Origin of the sequence: Geothrix sp. 21YS21S-4 (assembly GCF_030845995.1) — a bacterium.
Taxonomy (GTDB): Bacteria; Acidobacteriota; Holophagae; order Holophagales; family Holophagaceae; genus Geothrix.
Genome location: NZ_CP132719.1, coordinates 973,557 through 988,161, shown reverse-complemented (window position 1 = coordinate 988,161; position 14,605 = coordinate 973,557). Strand labels below are relative to the sequence as shown.

Sequence of the window (14,605 nt, the reverse complement as noted above, 5' to 3'; positions counted from 1 at the left end):
TCCCGGAGCGTCCCATGGAATCCGCAAGCCTGAAGGGCGCGGTGGTGGCCGGCGGGTCGGGGCTGGTGGGCCGGCTTCTGGTGACGGCGCTCCTCGACCACGGCGCCCGTGTCACGGTCCTGTCGCGAAGACCGGAAAGCGTTTCCCTTCCACCCGGAGCCGCAGCCCGGGATTGGGAGGACCTGCCGGCCGTCCTTCGCGGGGCCGATGCGGTCTTCAATCTGGCCGGGGAGGGCATCGCGGACCGACGGTGGACCCCCACCCGGAAGGCCGCGCTCCGGGACAGCCGCAGCCTCCCCACGCGGCGGCTGGTGGCCGCCCTGGCGGAATGCGCCCTCCCGCCTCCTGTCCTGGTGAACGCCTCCGCCGTGGGCTACTACGGCTCCCGCGACGCGGCCCCCGCGGATGAGGAGACGCCGGCCGGCACCGGCTTCCTGGCCGAAACCTGCGCGGCCTGGGAGGAGGAAGCCCGGGGCGCCGAAGCCCTCGGCATCCGCGTGGTGCGGATGCGGCTGGGCGTGGTCCTGGCTGAGGAAGGAGGAGCCCTGCCGAAGATGGCCGGGGCAGTGCGCTGGTTCCAGGGCTGCCGCTTGGGATCGGGACAGCAGGGGTTCAGTTGGATCCACCGGAATGATCTGGTGGCGCTGTTGCTGGAGGCCGCGCGCAATCCCGGCTGGCGGGGCGCCTTCAACGCCGTCGCGCCTCAGCCCCTCGCCCAGGCGGCTTTCATGCGCCTCCTCGCCCGGAGCCTCCATCGCCCTCTGCTGCCTGTGCCCGGCACGATCAGCGCTGCGCTCCTCCGGGTGGCGCTGGGCGAGAGGGCCGATGAGCTCCTGCTGCGGGGGGTCTTCGCGGTTCCCTCCCGGGCCCTGGCCCAGGGCTTCCGGTTCCGCTTCCCCACGGCCCTCTCGGCCCTGGAGGATCTCCTCTGATCCCGGAACTCAGGCCCGCTCCAGCCCTCCGAACCGGGCCATGATCCGCTTGTCGCCGCCCTGGTCGAAGCGGACGGTGTAGGTCAGCCCATCGCCCCGCCCCGTGGTCGCGAGGATCGTACCCTCGCCGAATCGCGGACTGCGGACGCGGGTGCCCGGCGAAAAGGCGCTGGGATCCTGGGGCTCGGAGACCTCCACCGGCGCCGGGTCATCGGAAGCGGCGGCGGGGGACGGCTCCTTCACCCGGTCGAAGAAACTGCGGATGCGCTGGAGTTCGGTGGCGACGGAGACGCCGCCGGATCCGCGGCTGAAGGAGCTGCCGGGCCGCACGCCCTCGCCGGCCTGGTAGATCTCGGTGCCCCATCGGATGGGCGTGGTGAGGGCCTCCGGGGGGAGTTCCCGCAGGAATCGGCTGGGCATGGCCAGCATCTCGGTGCCCATCACGCGGCGGCGGCGCGCGGCGCTCAGGGTCAGGCGGCGCTGGGCGCGGGTGATGGCCACGTAGAACAGCCGCCGCTCCTCCTCGAGGCCCTCCGGGGTCTCGCGGGCGTTGCGGTTGGGGAAGACGTCCTCCTCCATGCCGATGACGAACACGAAGGGGAACTCCAGCCCCTTGGCGCAGTGGATGGTCATCAGGCTGAGATGCGCGGCCTCCTCCAACTGATCCGCGTCCGCCGCCAGGGTGATGCGGTCCAGGAATTCCGACAGGCGGAGGCCCAGGGATTCGGATTCGGCGGCGGCGCTGAGGAATTCCTCCAGGTTGCGGATGCGACCCTCGGCCTCCAGCGTCGCTTCGTCCTCCAGGCTCTGCAGGTAGCCGCTCTCCTGGAGCACCCACTTCACGATGCCCGCCAGGCCCAGGACTTCCCGCTCGCTTTCGGCCCGGCGGAACAAGTCGAGGAACTTGCCCAGCTCGCGCTGGGCGCGGCCCTTCAGGTCGCCCGACCGCAGCAGGAGCCCCAGGCCCTCCAGGGGCGTCCCGCCCTCGGGAATGGCCGCCTCGATCTTCCCCAGAGTGGTGGGCCCCACGCCGCGGGTGGGGGCGTTCACACAGCGGCGGAAGCTCACCAGATCGAAGGGGTTCGACACCAGCCGCAGGTAGGAGATCAGGTCCTTCACTTCCTGCCGCTCGTAGAACTTCACGCCGCCCACCAGGCGGTAGGCCATGTTCTGGGCGCGCAGGGCCTCTTCCATCTGCCGGGACTGCCAGTTGGCGCGGTAGAGGACGGCCACCTTGGCCTCGGGCTCCCGGTAGCGCAATTCCTGGATGCGCTGGGCCACCCACTCGGCCTCCAGCCGCCCCTCCTCCGTCAGCTTGAACTGAATGGACTCGCCCTCCCCCAGATCCGTCTTGAGCGAACCTTTGCCCTCCACGCGCTGGGAATTGTTGGAGATCACGCCCGACGCTGCGTCCAGGATCTTCTTCGTGGAGCGATAGTTCTGCAGCAGCTCGATGCGGAGGGCCTCAGGGAAGTCCCGCTGGAAGTCGAGGATGTTGCGGATGTCGGCGCCGCGCCATCCGTAGATCGACTGATCCTCGTCGCCCACCACGCACAGGTTGTGGTGGCGGCGGGCCAGGTGCTGCACCAGGAGGTACTGGGCGCGGTTGGTGTCCTGGTATTCGTCCACGAGGATGAACTGGAAGCGGTCGCCGTAGACGGCCTGCATCGCGGGATCGCGGAACAGGCGCTCCGTGTGGAGCAGCAGGTCGTCGAAGTCGCAGGCGCGATGGTTCTTCAGCCCCTTCTGGTAGAGGTCATAGGCCTCCAGCGCCTTGCGCGTCCAGGGGTCCAGGGCCTCTTCCCGCGCCTCTTCCGGCAGCAGGCAGCGGTTCTTGAAGTCGGAGATCAGCTCCAGCACCCGGCGGGGATGGAACTGCTTCTCCGGGAGTTTCAGCTCCGCCAGGACCTGCTTCATCAGGCTCTTCTGGTCGGCCGGATCGAAGATGACGAAATCCCGCCCCACGGGCGTGCGGTCGCCTTCGCGCCGCAGGATCCGGGTGCAGAAGCTGTGGAAGGTGCTCACCCACATCTGCGAGGCGGGGACGGAGACCAGCCGCTGGACGCGCTCGCGCATCTCCTCCGCGGCCTTGTTGGTGAAGGTCATGGCCAGGATGGACCCGGGGGACACGCCCTCCTCCTCGATCAGCCAGGCGATGCGCCGCGTGATCACCGTGGTCTTGCCCGAGCCCGCGCCCGCCAGCAGCAGAAGCGGTCCCCGGGCGTGCTGCACGGCCTCCCGCTGGGGCTCGTTCAGGTTGTGGAGCAGGGGATGGGCGGAGCGGTCGGGGGAGGCGTCGAGCATCCCTTCATCCTATCGGCCCGCCTCCGGTTCCGCGGCGCGGGGTTTCTCCCCTTCGGCCCGCTCACGGGCGGGGCGCTCGGGCTTCTTCTTCAAGGCGAAGGGCCGGACCACTTCCGCCAGCAGGCGCCGCGCCTCGGGCTCCGCGAGCTGGCGGCTGAAGCCGGGCATGGCGCCGCGTCCCTTGAGGATGGAAGCCACCAGGGCGCCGTCCTCCTGGCGCGCCAGCCACCGGGGATCCGCCAGGTTGCGGCCGCCCAGCTTCGTTCCGCCGGGGCCTTTCCCCGACCCGTCCGCGCCGTGGCAGACGGCGCACCGCTCGCCGTAGAAGGCCCTGAGATCCCGCCCCTGGGCGTCCAGGCGGAGGGGCAGGAGCGCGAGCAGCAGCGCGGCGGAAAGAAGACGCATGGGCGAACGCTACCACGGCCTCCCGCGCCCCGTTAGGCTGGAAAGGCGCGCCCGTGGCGGAATGGCAGACGCCAGCGACTTAAAATCGCTTGCCGCAAGGCGTGAGGGTTCGAGTCCCTCCGGGCGCACCAGCTTTCAGTCCTGCTCCGCCTGGAGCTTCAGCAGGGGGATCAGGATCCCGTTGAAGCGCTTCCACCCGGAAAGGTCGCCGCGCACCAGCCGATGGACCTTCACCCAGTCGCCGTCCGCCGCCGCGGGAGGCACGCCCTTGAGCATGAAATCGTAGGCCAGGATCCGCGCCGCCACGGCCGGGTCCAGCGCCTGCTCGGGATCCGCGACGAGATCCACGCCCACCAGCTTCCCGAAGCGGGCGTACTCCGTCCGGCCGCGGAGGGGGATGAATCCCCGGGCCGCGAACCGCGCCCCGTCGCCGGGCTCCGAGTTCCCCAGGGCCCGCTTGAACTCGTACATCCGGCGGAAATAGGCCTCGCTGCCCGCCTGGCGCTCCGGAGCGAACAGGTAGCTCTCCGTCCCGATGAGCGCGATGGCCGCCACTTCCGTCCCCGAATCGAGGATCTGGAGGGCTTTCAGCGCCTCCGTCACCAGCGGCCAGTGCTGCTCCACATTCGCGAGAGGCGCGTGAAGGGTCGCCGCGATGACGTCCGCCGTGAAAGGCATGTCTGCTCCCGGAGGCTAGGGGGCCAAATCTACCACGGTCCGATAACCTGACCCCATGGACATCCACCAATTGCACGCGGGATCCGCCGCGGCCACCGTCGCCGCCGAGGGCGCCGAATTGCGCTCCCTCCGCCTGGGCGGCCGGGAACTGCTGTGGGACGGCGGCCCCCTGTGGCCCCGGTGCGCCCCCCTGCTCTTTCCCATCGTGGGCCAGGTGAAGGGAAACGCCTTCCGGCACGGAGGCCGCGACTATTCCCTCCCCCGCCACGGCTTCGCCCGGGACCGGACCTTCGCCTGGATCCGCCGCGAGGATGCCGCCTGCGGGCTGGAGCTGCGGGACGACGAGGAAACGCGGGCCGCCTACCCCTTTGCCTTCGCCCTCGGAGTGGATTGGACGCTGGAGGAACGCGCTCTCCGAATGGACATCGTCCTCCACAACCCGGGGTCGGATCCGCTTCCGGCCAGTCTCGGCCTGCATCCGGCCTTCCGCTGGCCCCTCGCCCCCGACACGCCCAAAGCCGCCCACCGCCTGGTTTTCGAGGCGGAGGAGCCCGCACTCGTCCACCGGCTCACCCCGGAGGGCCTGCTGGATCCCGCGCCGCGGCCCAGTCCGGTTCGAGGGCGGGCGCTGCCCCTCGACGAAAGCCTGTTCGCGGACGACGCCCTGATCTTCGACCAGCTCCGCAGCCGCGCCCTCCGCTTCGAGGCGGAAGGCGGATCCGTGCTGGAGCTGCGCTGGGAGGGCTTCTCCCAACTGGGCCTGTGGTCCAAGCCGGATCCCGATCCCGCCTTCCTGTGCATCGAACCCTGGGACGGCTACGCGGACCCCGCGGACTGGGAAGGCGAATTCGCCGACAAGCCCGGCGGTTTCATCCTTCCCGCCGGCGCCGTCCGCCGCTGGTCGCTCACGATTTCAGCTGGAGCCTAGACCAGCTCGGCGCCGAGGAAGTGCGGGCTGGCCTGGACGATCCGGACCGTCACCAATTCCCCGAACGGCAGCTCGCGGCCCGGTCCGGCCGCCAGGTGGATGGTCTTCCAATCGCCGCTGCGGGCCAGCCACCACCCGTGTTCGGTGGGACCGTGGGTCTCGATCCGCACGGGAATCTCCCGCCCCACGAACCGGCGGTTGCTGGCCAGGGTCAGTTCCGCCTGCCGCCGCTGGAGCCGCGCCAGGCGCTCCGATTTCACCGCCGGAGGCAGGTCGTCCTTGAGGCGGAGGGAGGCGGTGCCTGGCCGCGGGGAATAGACGAAGCTGAAGGAGGTGTCGAAGGCCACCTCATCCACCACGCGCATCGTCGCCTCGAAGTCCTCGTCCGTCTCGCCAGGAAAGCCCACGATGAGATCGGTGCTGAGGGCGATGCGCGCGCGGTGATCCCCCAGGTAGCCCAGGCGCTCCAGGTATTCGGCGATGGTGTACTCGCGCCGCATCCGCCGCAGCACCCGGTCGCTCCCGCTCTGCAGGGGCAGGTGGAGGAAGGGCGCGATCTTGGGATTGGTCGCCAGGACCTGCGCCAGGTCCCGGGTGAAGTTCATGGGATGGCTGGTGGTGAAGCGGATCCACTCCAGGCCGTCCACTTCCGAGACGCGGTCCAGCAGGTCCGCGAAGGTGCATCCGCCGGCGTAGCTGTTGACGTTCTGCCCCAGGAGTTCCACTTCCCGATAGCCCCGTTCCACCAGGCCGCGCACTTCGGCGAGGACGTCCTGGAAGGGCCGGTGGCGCTCGGCGCCGCGGGTGGTGGGCACGATGCAGTAGGTGCAGGCGTGATCGCAGCCCTCGGTGATGGTGACGAGCGCCTTGGCCGTGTCCCGCCGCCGCGCCACCGACGCGGGGAAGAGGTGGTTGTCCGGATACTCGCCCGCGTCCATCACCCGGGCCTTGCCGGCGCGGGCCTCGGCCACCAGCCACGGCAGCTGCTTGAGGGCCATGGTCCCCAGGACGAAATCCACGTGGGGCGCTCGCTTGAACAGGGCCGCCTGCTCCTGCTGGGCCAGGCATCCGGTCACGCCCACCAGCAGGGGCCGCCGCTGCTTCTCCTCGCGCAGCCGGCCCAGTTCCGAATAGACCTTGTGGACCGCCTTCTCGCGGATGGAACAGGTGTTGAGCAGCACCAGCTCCGCTTCCTCCGCCGAATCCACGGCCTCGAAGCCCTCCGCCGACAGCAGCCCCGACAGCTTCTCGCCGTCGTGGTCGTTCATCTGGCAGCCCCAGGTTTCGATGTGAAATTTCATGAGAGGCCTCGAACCTGGCGCCGCTGGATGAAGGGGACCACCCCCCGATCGCGCCGTGCCCCGCACGACGCTCCCGCGCCCCGGCTGCGCCGGCCCGCGGAGGGGGCCCCGTTCTGGCAGCCCCAGGTCTCGATGTGGAACTTCATAGCCTCATCCAAACCTCCAATTGTACCGGCAAGCCTCCGGAAGCGCCTTCCCGCATCAGGCGAAGGCGGGGTGGACTTCCAGGACGAGGCCGATGCCCCGGCGCGTGTGGATCAGCTTGACGGGGTGCGCATGGTCCACCTTCCGCCGGAGGCGCGCGATCTGGACGTCGATGGCGTTGCCGTCCACCACCTGGGCTCCCCAGACCACCTCCGCCACCTCCTGGCGGGATACCACGCGGCCCACGTGCTCCAGCAGGAGGGCCAGAAGGGCGTATTCCTTCAGGGTGAGATCGATGCGCCGTCCGGCCCGGCTGATGTGCCGGCGCCGCGCGTCCCACACCAGGTCCGCCAGATGGACGAGCCCCTGGGGGGCCCTTCCCCGCCCGCGCCGCGCCACGGCCCGCACCCGGGCCGCGATCTCCGGAAGGCCGCAGGGCCGCGCCAGGTAATCGTCCGCCCCGGCTTCCAGGCCCCGGAGGCGATCGTCCAGGTCGGCCTGGGCGGAGAGGAAGATCACCGGCAGGGGATCGCCGGACTCCCGCAGGCGCCGCACCCACACCACGCCGGACATGTCGGGGAGCGCCGCATCCAGCACCGCGGCGTCGAAGGGTTCGCTTCCGCACAGCGCGAGCGCTTCCGCGCCGCTGTCGGCCCAGTGGACGCCGAGGCCCATCCTTTCGAGGCCCTCGCGGACCTCACCGGCCTCGGAAAGCGCGGATTCCACCACCAGGATCCGAAGTGGGGGAACCTCCGGCATCAGGACACCCGGATCTGGCCGTCCACCACCGGGAGGGGCATTCGGATCCGGATGGCTCCGCCTTCGGCTTTCACCGTCAGGCGCAGCTGGTCAGCCATGCTTCGCAGCCAGAAGGAGGGAAGGTTCCGCAGGGCGTCCGCGGGCGGCGACAACTGGAGGGCCGAGGGCAGCGGCGCGTCGGTGATCCACCGCAGCTCCCATCCGTTCTCCCCCACTTCCGCTTCCAGCCGCAGGGGACCCGGCACGGCCCACGGGAGGAGCTGGCGGGTGAAGGCCAGGGCCCAGTCCTGAAACAGGGGCGCGGGCCAGGGATAGGTGGCCGCCCCCGCATCCACCAGGTCCACCGGACAGCGGAACAGGTCGGCCACGGGCACCAGGCGATGGCGGAGACCCGCTTCCCACTCCCCCCAGGCGGCCAGCCCGGCGTCGGGGATGCGGCTCAGCGCGAGGGCACGGGCCATGGCCACCAACGTCTTGCCGTCCTCGAGGATGGAGCCCAGCCGCAGCCGGTTCCGGGAATCCAGCGGAAGGCCGGGATCGCTGAGGTCCAGGACGCCCTGGAGCCCCGCCATGAGGTTGTTGAAGTCGTGCAAGGCCGCCCGCCACAGCTCCTCGGTGTCCATGCCCCCTCCGGCCGAGCAAAAAGCCTTGAAAGAAGTTACCTTGGAGATGACCTTCTGTGCACCACTCCCTCAGGATCCACCATGCAGCAAACGATCAAGCGATTGGGTGAACTGCTCGTGGAAGCGGGCCTCATCTCCCCGGCGCAGCTCCAGAGCGCGATCACCCACCAGAAGATCGCCCGGGGGCGCCTGGGCAGCAACCTCGTGGCCCTGGGCTACATCAGCGAGGAAGTGCTGATGGACTTCCTCAGCCGCCAGGCGGGCGTCCCCCAGATGGACGTCCGCAACCTCGACGTTCCGCCCCAGGTGCTCAAGCTCGTGCCCCACCGCCTGGCGGACCAGTTCACGGTCCTGCCGGTGGCGGTGAAGGAACCCAAGGCCCTGGTGCTGGCCATGTCGGATCCCTCGGACCTGAACGCCATCGACAGCGCCCGGTTCGCCTCCGGCCTGCACATCCAGCCCGTGGTGGCCTCCCACAGCGCCCTTCGGAAAGCGATCGGAGAGCTCTACCGCCGCGTGGACGGCCCTTCGACGGGCGGAGCCCTCACCGTGGAAGTGAACTCCCATCCTCCGGTGGACGACGCGCTGCCCGTGACCTTCAGCCTCCAGCCCCTACCGGTGCCTTCCGCTCCCGCGGAATCGGGCTTTTCTCCGGATCCCTTCTTCAGCGGCGACCGGATGCCCACTCAGCCGGTGAACATCGATCCCTTCGGCCTGTTCGAGGGCGCCTCGCCCGCGCCGCCGCCCCCGCCCGCCATCCCCGCGGTGCCGCCGGAGCTCATCCACAGCCGCACCCTGCGCGACACCGTGCCGCGCCTGGAGACCTACCACACCCGCACCCTGGTGATGGGCCTCATCAAGCTGTTCCAGCGCCGCGGCGTCATCGGGCAGGACGAACTCCAGCGCCTCCTGTCCAACCTGATCGAATCCGGCGAACTGAGGGACGACGACCACATCGGCTGAGGCGCGGCCTAGTTGGCCTCCAGTTCGGCCAGGCGCACCTGGGCGTCCTCGCTGTCGGGATGGTGCAGCAGGCACTCGCGGAGGTAGCGGCGGGCGCCGTCGGTGTCCTCCAGCTCGCGCCGCGCTTCGGCCAAGTGGATGAGGGCCTCCTCGGAATGTCCGTCCACCTGGAGGACCTGGCGCCAGTGGCTCTCGGCGCGGTCCCAGTCGCCCAGCTCCGCGCATCCGTGGCCGGCGTCCAGCAGGTAGCGGGGCCGGCGGGGATCCATCCGCACGGCGCGCTCCAAGTCCAGCCGCGCGGGCAGATGGTTGCCCAGGTTCGCCTGGGCGAGCCCGCGCAGGTGCCAGAACGCCGACTGGACGCGGCAGCCCTCTCCCAGGCCGTCGAGAAAGGGCAGGAGCGCCTCCCAGGCTTCCAGCCCCGCCAGACAGTCCGCCTGGAGAAGCAGCAGATCCACATCGTCCGGCGCCGCCTTCAGCAGCTCCGTCACCTCGGCGTAGGCCGCCTCGTACTCGCCGACGGCGGCCCGCACCTGGAGGAGGAGCGGTGGATGGTGCTCCCCCCGCTGGTTGGCGGGGATCTTCTCCAGCAGTTCCTTCGCGAAGCCCGGCAGATCCTCCCACCAGAAGGCGAACTCCGCGCGACGGAGATGCCACTCCTGCCGCTCGGATTCCCCTTCGGTGCCCTCGGGAACGGCCTTCCAGGCACGCTCCAGGCTGCTGAGGGCCTCTCCCTCCCGCTGGAGCTCCAGCGCGATCTGGTACCGCTCCATCCACAGGCGGAACACCTTCGGATGGGCCTCCACGGCGGCTTCCACCACCCGCCACGCGCCCTCCAGATCCCCCAGCCGGCGGCGGGCGACGCTGTCGGCCAACCACAGCAGCGGCTGGCCGCGCCGTTCGGGCGGCAATCCTCCGATGAGGGCCAGGGCTTCGGCCGGGCGGCCTTTCCGGAGAAGGTGCATGGCGGCGGCGCCCCGGTCCCAGGGAAGCCGCGGATCCCCGTGGCGCGCCATGAGCACCGTCAGGGCCTGCTCGGCCACGTCCTCCCGACCGTGCTGAAAGCCCGCGAGCATCAGGTCCTCCAGCAGCAGCGGATCGTCCCAGGCCAGGGGAAGGGCGGCCTCGAAGTGGGCCCACGCCTCCGTCAGCGAATCGGGCTTGGCGGCCCGCAGGACGAGGATGCCCTGGAGGTGCCGGAGCCGCGCCATGCGGGGCACCAGGCGGATCAGGCGCTCGCCCCAGGCCACGCGCCGCGCCGACGGAACCTTCGGCAGGCGCCGGAAAGCGTATCCCGCCAGCAGCCGCTTCCACAGCGGAAGGCGGGCCAGTTGGGCCTCCAGGAGATCGAGCCAGGCGCGGTCGCGGTAGCCCAGGGCGTGGTGCGCGGCCCCGCGCAGGAGGAGAATCCGGTAGCCCAATTCGCCGGTGGCCAGCGGCGCCCGCGCCAGGGATTCCGCCACGGCGGAGGCCGGTCCTCCGCGGCTCCAGAGAGCCTCCGCCTTCTCCAGCAGGGCGGGATAGACCCACGCCTGCCGGACGGCCCAACCCGCCCAGGTCCCCGCCGCCAGGGTGGCCGCCAGGATCCACCCGAAGCGGGGCTCCTGCCGGAAGCCTTCCATCGAAAAGAACACGGCCAGAAGGACCAGCAGGAGGATCCAAAGCGGGCGCAGGTTCGGCAGGACCTTCGTCATGGAGCCAGTATGGAACGCGACGGGCCCCGGACAAAACCGGGGCCCAGAAAAAAACGGTTCAAACTAGAGTTTGCTGACGTTGGCGGCCTGCGGGCCTTTGGGGCCCTGCACCACCTCGAAGCTCACCCGCTGCTTCTCTTCCAAAGTGCGGAATCCCTTGGCCTGCACGGCGGAATAGTGGACGAAAACGTCGCCTCCCCCTTCGTCAGGCGTGATGAAGCCGAAACCCTTTTCGGCGTTGAACCACTTCACGGTGCCTTCGGACATGACTTTCTTCCCGGGGACGGGCCCCTCGCGCCTGGAGGTTGATCGCGCGACACGCACCAGGCGTGCGGACCGCGGGGGCTTGCGCCCGGAGGAAACCGGGTTCCGCAGGGAAATCCGCTTTCACGATGGTTTGAGCTGGTAAAGAAGGGGTGCTGAAACGATTTTAAGGTCCGGTATTGCGTCCATCAAGACCCAAAATGGCGTCATGCCCCCGAGGAGACCTTCAGTCCAGCCACGGCCACCATGAGCAGGATTAGGAAAAAGATCCTGGATAAGGTGACCGGCTCCTTGAAAAGAACCATGCCCAGAACGGCGGCCCCGAAAGCGCCGATGCCCACCCACACCGGATAGGCCGTTCCGATGGGCAGGTCCTTGGTCGCGAGCCCCAGTAGCGCCATGCTCCCAACCAGGGCGATGCCCGTCAGGAGGGAGGCCACCGGCCGCGTGAAGCCCTGCGTGTACTTCAGGCCGACGGCCCAGGCCGTTTCCAGCAATCCCGCGATGACCAGCAGACTCCAGCTGCGCATGGGCGCTCCTGATGCGAGGAAGCGGCCCCAGGCCGCTTCCTCGAAGAAAACCTTATCCCAGGAGACGGTCCATCCCCCTGCTGGATCTGGTCATGGACGAACGCCGGGGCCCCGCTCGGCACGGCGCCCCGCGCCGTCCGCGACCCGGACGATCCCGCGCCTAGTTTCCCTGCTGGATCTCCTTGGCGATCACGAGGCGCTGGATCTGGTTATGGACGAACGCCGGGGCCCCGCTCGGAACGGCGCCCCGCGCCGTCCGCTCGCGACCCGGACGATCCCGCGCCTAGTTCCCCTACTGGATTTCCTTGGCGATCACCAGGCGCTGGATCTGGTTATGGACGAACGCCGGGGCCCCGCTCGGAACGGCGCCCCGCGCCGTCCGCTCGCGACCCGGACGATCCAGCGCCTAGTTCCCCTGCTGGATTTCCTTGGCGATCACCAGGCGCTGGATCTGGTTCGTCCCTTCATAGATCTGCAGGAGCTTGGCGTCCCGCATGCACTTCTCCACCAGGTACTCGCGGCTGTAGCCGTTGCCGCCGAGGATCTGGACGGCGTCGGTGCTGACTTCCATGGCGGTGTCGGTGGCGAAGGTCTTGGCGATGGCGCTCTGCTTGGAGTTCTTGATGCCGTTGTCGGTCATCCACGCGGCCTGCCAGGTGAGCAGGCGGCTGGCTTCGATCTTCTTGGCCATGTCCGCCAGCATGAAGCTGATGGCCTGGTTGGCGAAGATGGGCTGGCCGAACTGGATGCGGGTCTTGGCGTACTGGAGGGCGATCTCGTAGGCGGCACGGGCCACGCCGACGCCCCCGGCGGCCACGGCGGCGCGGGTCTGGTCGAGGGTCTTCATGGCGATCACGAAGCCCATGCCCTCCTTGCCCAGCAGGTTCTCCACCGGCACTTCCGCGTCGTTGAAGTACAGCTCCACCTGGTTGCTGGCGCGCTGGCCCATCTTGTCCATGGCCTTGCCCACCACCAGGCCCGGCGTGTCGCGGGGCACGACGATGCAGCTGGTGCCGCGGGCGCCCTTGGTGGGATCGGTGCTGCAGAAGAGCGAGTACCAGTCGGCGTAGCCGCCGTTGGTGCAGTAGCACTTGGTGCCGTTGATGATGTACTTGTCGCCGCGCTTCTCCGCGCGGCAGCTCATGCCGCCGGCGTCGGACCCCGCGTTGGGCTCGGACAGCGAGAACGCCGCGAACTTGGGTTCCTCCGCGATCATCCCCAGCCACTTCTTCTTCTGCTCGGGGCTGGCCGCGACGAGCAGGGGCGTCATCGCCAGGCCGTTGGCCATGATGGACGTGTAGAGCCCGCCGCAGCCCCAGGCGAGTTCCTCGCACACGATGGCCTCCTCCATCTGGGAGGCCCCGGGCCCGCCGCAATCCTCGGGCACCAGGGCCTGGAGGTAGCCGTAGTCGAAGGCCGTCTTGTAGACGTCCACGGCCCACTCCCCCGTCTCGTCGTACTTGCGGGCCACGGGGCGCATCACCTTCTCCGCGAAGGTGTGGGCCCGCTCTTTTTCGGCCAGTTGTTCGGGAAAAAGCGAAAAACCGAGCATGGACGCCTCGCGGAAGGTGTTGGGAATGGGAACGGAAGGTCCAGTCTATCGCCGGGCCGGAAGGCCGCGCACCTTGACGCAAAGTCAGGATGATCGAGGTCACAGGGGACCGGCGGGTACACTGCGGAGCGGGAGATTTGACATGACCATCCGCTTGGCTGACCTGGGCACCGCCGTCCTCGAGACCGAATACGCGGTGCGCGGACCCATCGTCGCGCGGGCCGCCGAGCTGGAGCGCCAGGGCCGCGAGATCGTCTACTGCAACATCGGGAACCCCCAGTCCCTGGGCCAGAAGGCCCTCAGCTGGAACCGCCAGATCCTCGCCCTCTGCGAATACCCCGCCCTGGCGGAGCTGGCGCCGGACGCGTTCCCCGCGGACGTGGTGGCGGCGGCCCAGGCCATCCTCGCCGGGACCCGGTACGGGCTCGGCGCGTACAGCGAGAGCCGCGGGGTGCGCTTCATCCGTGAGGCCGTGGCCGAGTTCATCCGCGAGCGCGACGGCATCGACGCGGATCCCGACGCCATCTTCCTCACGGACGGCGCCAGCAAGGGCGTGCAGACCATCCTCCGCCTCCTGATCGGCGGGCCCGCCGACGGGATCATGGTGCCGATTCCCCAGTACCCCCTCTACTCGGCGACCATCACCCTGTACGAGGGCCGGATGGTGCCCTACTACCTGGACGAAGCGGAGGGGTGGAAGCTGAGCCGCCCGCTGCTCGAAGCGGCCTTCGCCCAGGCGGAAGCGGAGGGAACGCGGGTGAAGGCCATCTGCGTCATCAACCCCGGCAATCCGACGGGCGCGGTCCTGGACGAAGCCAACATCGCGATGATCGTCGACTTCGCGAAGGCCCACGGCCTGTCCATCCTGGCCGACGAGGTCTACCAGGAGAACGTCTACCTCCCCGGCGACGCGTTCACCTCCTTCGCCAAAGTCCTCCACCAGCGCGGCGCGAAGGACGTGTCGCTGTTCAGCTTTCATTCCTGCTCCAAGGGCTTCCTGGGCGAGTGCGGCGTCCGCGGCGGCTACTTCGAGTGCCGGAACGTGCCCGACGACGTGATGGCCCAGATCCTCAAGCTGCAGAGCGTGAGCCTGTGCGCCAACCTCGCGGGCCAGGCCGCCACCTACGCCATGGTGCGCCCCCCCAAGTCGGGCACGCCGTCGCACCCCCAGTACGCGGCGGAGAAGGCCGCCATTCTGGACGCCCTCCGGCAGCGGGCCACCCTTCTCGCCGAGGGCCTGAACCGGATCGACGGCATCCGGTGCAACGTCATCGCGGGCGCGATGTATGCCTTTCCCAGCGTCGAGCTCCCTGCCGGCCGCACCGATTCCGAGTACGCCATGGCCCTGCTGGAAGCGACGGGCATCTGCGTGGTGCCCGGCTCGGGCTTCGGCCAGGCGGAAGGCACCGCCCACTTCCGGACCACCATCCTGCCGCCCACGGAGAAGATCCGGAAAGTCGTGGACGCCCTGGCCGAATTCCATCGGAACTACCGCTGACCTACACTCGCTCAATGCCTTTAGGAGTTC

General features: G+C 69.4%; 14 protein-coding genes and 1 tRNA gene. 5 read left to right on the top strand and 10 right to left on the bottom strand.

The annotated features are described in order from the left end of the window. The first annotated feature begins 14 nt into the window (after window positions 1-14). Complete coding sequence (locus RAH39_RS04455) at window positions 15-932, top strand: TIGR01777 family oxidoreductase (RefSeq protein ID WP_306591602.1); 918 nt, start codon at window positions 15-17, stop codon at window positions 930-932. 9 nt (window positions 933-941) lie between these two features. On the opposite strand, the gene RAH39_RS04450 is transcribed toward RAH39_RS04455, so the two are convergent. Next, window positions 942-3,236, bottom strand: a complete 2,295-nt coding sequence (locus tag RAH39_RS04450) for an ATP-dependent helicase (RefSeq protein WP_306591601.1) — start codon at window positions 3,234-3,236, stop codon at window positions 942-944. Between the two features lie 9 nt (window positions 3,237-3,245). Then, window positions 3,246-3,641 carry a c-type cytochrome gene (locus tag RAH39_RS04445; protein ID WP_306591600.1) on the bottom strand — a complete coding sequence of 132 codons (396 nt, stop codon included), beginning with the start codon at window positions 3,639-3,641 and terminating at the stop codon, window positions 3,246-3,248. Between the two features lie 47 nt (window positions 3,642-3,688). Here RAH39_RS04445 and RAH39_RS04440 point away from each other — a divergent pair. Further along, a tRNA-Leu gene (locus RAH39_RS04440) sits at window positions 3,689-3,772 on the top strand. A 4-nt stretch (window positions 3,773-3,776) separates the two neighbouring features. Here the strand turns inward: RAH39_RS04440 and RAH39_RS04435 are convergent. Further along, a complete protein-coding gene (locus RAH39_RS04435; RefSeq protein WP_306591599.1) occupies window positions 3,777-4,319 on the bottom strand; it encodes a hypothetical protein in 543 nt (180 codons plus the stop codon). Between the two features lie 55 nt (window positions 4,320-4,374). Between RAH39_RS04435 and RAH39_RS04430 the strand changes: the two genes are divergently transcribed. Continuing rightward, the gene (locus RAH39_RS04430; protein ID WP_306591598.1) at window positions 4,375-5,247 is read left to right on the top strand and encodes an aldose 1-epimerase family protein; all 873 of its coding nucleotides are present in this window, start codon (window positions 4,375-4,377) and stop codon (window positions 5,245-5,247) included. Here the strand turns inward: RAH39_RS04430 and miaB are convergent. The 3 genes from miaB to RAH39_RS04415 all read right to left on the bottom strand — a co-directional run bounded on the left by miaB (window position 5,244) and on the right by RAH39_RS04415 (window position 8,074). Then, on the bottom strand, window positions 5,244-6,548 hold the full coding sequence (miaB, locus tag RAH39_RS04425) for a tRNA (N6-isopentenyl adenosine(37)-C2)-methylthiotransferase MiaB (protein WP_306591597.1): 1,305 nt from the start codon (window positions 6,546-6,548) through the stop codon (window positions 5,244-5,246). The genes RAH39_RS04430 and miaB overlap by 4 nt on opposite strands. A 201-nt stretch (window positions 6,549-6,749) precedes the next feature. Continuing rightward, complete coding sequence (locus RAH39_RS04420; protein WP_306591596.1) at window positions 6,750-7,451, bottom strand: response regulator transcription factor; 702 nt, start codon at window positions 7,449-7,451, stop codon at window positions 6,750-6,752. Then, window positions 7,451-8,074 (bottom strand): hypothetical protein, encoded by a 624-nt coding sequence (locus RAH39_RS04415; protein WP_306591595.1) that lies wholly within the window; start codon window positions 8,072-8,074, stop codon window positions 7,451-7,453. Before RAH39_RS04415 ends, RAH39_RS04420 begins: the two co-directional genes overlap by 1 nt. A gap of 81 nt (window positions 8,075-8,155) precedes the next feature. On the opposite strand from RAH39_RS04415, the gene RAH39_RS04410 reads away from it, so the two are divergent. After that, on the top strand, window positions 8,156-9,037 hold the full coding sequence (locus RAH39_RS04410; protein ID WP_306591594.1) for a cyclic di-GMP-binding domain-containing protein, MshE-related: 882 nt from the start codon (window positions 8,156-8,158) through the stop codon (window positions 9,035-9,037). 8 nt (window positions 9,038-9,045) lie between these two features. Here RAH39_RS04410 and RAH39_RS04405 read toward each other — a convergent pair whose 3' ends face one another. The 4 genes from RAH39_RS04405 to RAH39_RS04390 form a co-directional block, all read right to left on the bottom strand. Further along, the gene (locus RAH39_RS04405) at window positions 9,046-10,731 is read right to left on the bottom strand and encodes a tetratricopeptide repeat protein (RefSeq protein WP_306591593.1); all 1,686 of its coding nucleotides are present in this window, start codon (window positions 10,729-10,731) and stop codon (window positions 9,046-9,048) included. A gap of 63 nt (window positions 10,732-10,794) precedes the next feature. Further along, the gene (locus RAH39_RS04400; protein ID WP_306591592.1) at window positions 10,795-10,998 is read right to left on the bottom strand and encodes a cold-shock protein; all 204 of its coding nucleotides are present in this window, start codon (window positions 10,996-10,998) and stop codon (window positions 10,795-10,797) included. Window positions 10,999-11,201: 203 nt separating this feature from the next. Further along, window positions 11,202-11,525, bottom strand: coding sequence for a DMT family transporter (locus tag RAH39_RS04395; protein WP_306591591.1), 324 nt, complete (start codon window positions 11,523-11,525; stop codon window positions 11,202-11,204). Window positions 11,526-11,931: 406 nt separating this feature from the next. Next, entirely contained in the window at window positions 11,932-13,077 is a 1,146-nt protein-coding gene (locus RAH39_RS04390; RefSeq protein ID WP_306591590.1) for an acyl-CoA dehydrogenase family protein, read from the bottom strand. Window positions 13,078-13,219: 142 nt separating this feature from the next. On the opposite strand from RAH39_RS04390, the gene RAH39_RS04385 reads away from it, so the two are divergent. Beyond that, the gene (locus tag RAH39_RS04385) at window positions 13,220-14,575 is read left to right on the top strand and encodes an aminotransferase class I/II-fold pyridoxal phosphate-dependent enzyme (protein ID WP_306591589.1); all 1,356 of its coding nucleotides are present in this window, start codon (window positions 13,220-13,222) and stop codon (window positions 14,573-14,575) included. Window positions 14,576-14,605: the final 30 nt, after the last annotated feature.

Bases quoted from the DNA above. Each gene is read 5' to 3' on its own strand.
- RAH39_RS04455 (WP_306591602.1), top strand. From the start codon at position 15: ATGGAATCCGCAAGCCTGAAGGGCGCGGTGGTGGCCGGCGGGTCGGGG.
- RAH39_RS04450 (WP_306591601.1), bottom strand. From the start codon at position 3,236: ATGCTCGACGCCTCCCCCGACCGCTCCGCCCATCCCCTGCTCCACAAC.
- RAH39_RS04445 (WP_306591600.1), bottom strand. From the start codon at position 3,641: ATGCGTCTTCTTTCCGCCGCGCTGCTGCTCGCGCTCCTGCCCCTCCGC.
- RAH39_RS04435 (WP_306591599.1), bottom strand. From the start codon at position 4,319: ATGCCTTTCACGGCGGACGTCATCGCGGCGACCCTTCACGCGCCTCTC.
- RAH39_RS04430 (WP_306591598.1), top strand. From the start codon at position 4,375: ATGGACATCCACCAATTGCACGCGGGATCCGCCGCGGCCACCGTCGCC.
- miaB (WP_306591597.1), bottom strand. From the start codon at position 6,548: ATGAAATTTCACATCGAAACCTGGGGCTGCCAGATGAACGACCACGAC.
- RAH39_RS04420 (WP_306591596.1), bottom strand. From the start codon at position 7,451: ATGCCGGAGGTTCCCCCACTTCGGATCCTGGTGGTGGAATCCGCGCTT.
- RAH39_RS04415 (WP_306591595.1), bottom strand. From the start codon at position 8,074: ATGGACACCGAGGAGCTGTGGCGGGCGGCCTTGCACGACTTCAACAAC.
- RAH39_RS04410 (WP_306591594.1), top strand. From the start codon at position 8,156: ATGCAGCAAACGATCAAGCGATTGGGTGAACTGCTCGTGGAAGCGGGC.
- RAH39_RS04405 (WP_306591593.1), bottom strand. From the start codon at position 10,731: ATGACGAAGGTCCTGCCGAACCTGCGCCCGCTTTGGATCCTCCTGCTG.
- RAH39_RS04400 (WP_306591592.1), bottom strand. From the start codon at position 10,998: ATGTCCGAAGGCACCGTGAAGTGGTTCAACGCCGAAAAGGGTTTCGGC.
- RAH39_RS04395 (WP_306591591.1), bottom strand. From the start codon at position 11,525: ATGCGCAGCTGGAGTCTGCTGGTCATCGCGGGATTGCTGGAAACGGCC.
- RAH39_RS04390 (WP_306591590.1), bottom strand. From the start codon at position 13,077: ATGCTCGGTTTTTCGCTTTTTCCCGAACAACTGGCCGAAAAAGAGCGG.
- RAH39_RS04385 (WP_306591589.1), top strand. From the start codon at position 13,220: ATGACCATCCGCTTGGCTGACCTGGGCACCGCCGTCCTCGAGACCGAA.